1 protein-coding gene is annotated in these 1956 nt (G+C 56.1%); it reads right to left on the reverse strand.

Features of this window, described 5'->3' with window-relative positions:
* Positions 1–82: 82 nt before the first annotated feature.
* On the reverse strand, positions 83–1897 hold the full coding sequence (locus J3350_RS13800) for a DNA topoisomerase (protein ID WP_207687012.1): 1815 nt from the start codon (positions 1895–1897) through the stop codon (positions 83–85).
* Between the last annotated feature and the right edge of the window lie 59 nt (positions 1898–1956).

Consider the following 1956-nt stretch of genomic DNA (forward strand, 5'->3'; position numbering starts at 1 on the left):
AAGCCGACTCCTGTACCGTTTTCCCGGAGATGCAGATAGCGTTCATCGTTGATAAGGTAAACCGCTTCTTTTATCTGCTCCATCAGCACCCACCTTCAAATTCCAGCGAAAACTTGCTGCGGCCATCGGCTTCAGTGCCCAGCAGTACGGTGGCGTTGTAGGTCTTGCCCTTGGCACTCTTGCAGTCCTTCAGGCGGACACGACCATCCCGCAGCAGCTTGTCCGCCACATGGGAATCCAGCCGTTTGCCCAGACGCTTGAAGAACGCATTGTCCTTCCACAGCACGAAACGGCACTCCCGGTTCTCGCAGAACCAGCCCTTTTCACGCTCCACGACAGGCTTCCCACAGTTCGGACAGACACCAATAATCTTGCTTTTCATAAGTGCATTCGCTCCTTTTTTCATTTCCGTGTTCTTTACCAGTTCGGTAATCATCGTATTGATTTCGGTCATAAATTCACTCGGCTCCATTTCGCCACGCTCGATTTGCAGCAATTTCGCTTCCCAGTCAGCAGTCATATCTGCGGACTGGATTTCTTCGGGCATCACGGTGATGAGGGCTTTTCCCTTATCCGTGGGCAGCAGCACCTTGGTCTTTTTGGTGCCCTTCCGTTCCAGAAAGCCCTTCTGCACCAGCTTTTCGATGGTGGCGGCTCTGGTAGCCGGGGTGCCGATGCCCTGACGTTCCACGCCCTCCGGCATACTATCCGCACCCGCTGCCTGCATAGCTGACAGGAGAGTATCTTCGGTGAAATGCTTCGGTGGGGACGTCTGACCCTCTTTCAGTTCGGCACCGGCAACGCTGCACTGGCTCTGCTCTTGCGCATCGGGCAGAACAACTGCTTCCTTTTGCTTGCCCAGAAGTTCCCCCAGCATTTTTCGTTCCATGGCTTTCCATCCGTCGGACAGCACCAACTTGCCTTTTGCGGAGAATTCCTCTCCGGCGCAGATGGTGATAATCGAGGTTTCTGCATAGCGGTGCGGTTCACCTACGGCGCAGAGTAGCCGTGCAGCAATCAGCCGCAGAATCTTCCACTCCCCGGCAGGGAGTGCGGCAAGGTCTGCGTTTGCCATGCTTTTCGTGGGCAGCAGCGCATGATGGTCGGTGACTTTGCTGCCATTGATGACCTGCTGCACATGGATGGGAATCGGCTCCTCCACGGCAAACGCCCTGCCCGTGTCCGTCACCAGTCCCGGAAGGGAAGCCGCCATATCCTCCGTCAAAAACCGGCTGTCCGTGCGGGGGTAGGTGATAAGCCGCTTTTCGTAAAGGCTTTGGGCATAATCCAAGGTCTGCTGTGCCGTAAATCCCAGCAGACGGTTGGCATCCCGCTGCAATGCAGTAAGGTCATAGAGCTGCGGCGGGCTTTCGGATTTCTCCTTGCGTTCCATCTTCTGCACCGTGACACGCCCCTCCTGTCGGCATTTGGAAAGCAGCAGTTCGGCATCCGCTTTCTGGGCAAACCGCTTGCTGGATGCGGTGCCGCCGTCCGCAAGGGTCAGGGCAACCGTGTAGAATTTCTCCGGCACAAAGGCGGCGATGGCGGCTTCCCTCACCACGGTCATAGCGAGCACCGGGGTCATAACACGCCCCACCGCCAAAGGCTGGTTGTACAGGCATGAAAAAAGCCGGGACGCATTGATGCCGACCATCCAGTCGGCACGTTCCCGGCAGAGTGCTGCGTTGTACAGCGCATCGTATTCAGTTGACGGCTTCAGGTGGGCGAACCCTTCTCGGATGGCATTTTCCTCCATGCTGGACAGCCACAGGCGGGAAAAAGGCTTTTTGCACCCTGCTTGCTGGTACACCAAGCGGAAAATCAGTTCTCCCTCGCGCCCTGCGTCTGTAGGATAGTTCTCGGAGGTGACTTTTCTGACTTTGTTACTCGATGGCATCCAATGGGCCGATAAAGCGGTAGAAAATCTGGATTTTCTGGACGTATTCGCCATCGACC

It is taken from the genome of Faecalibacterium sp. Marseille-Q3530, assembly GCF_017377625.1.
In the GTDB taxonomy this organism is placed as follows: domain Bacteria; phylum Bacillota; class Clostridia; order Oscillospirales; family Ruminococcaceae; genus Faecalibacterium; species Faecalibacterium prausnitzii_E.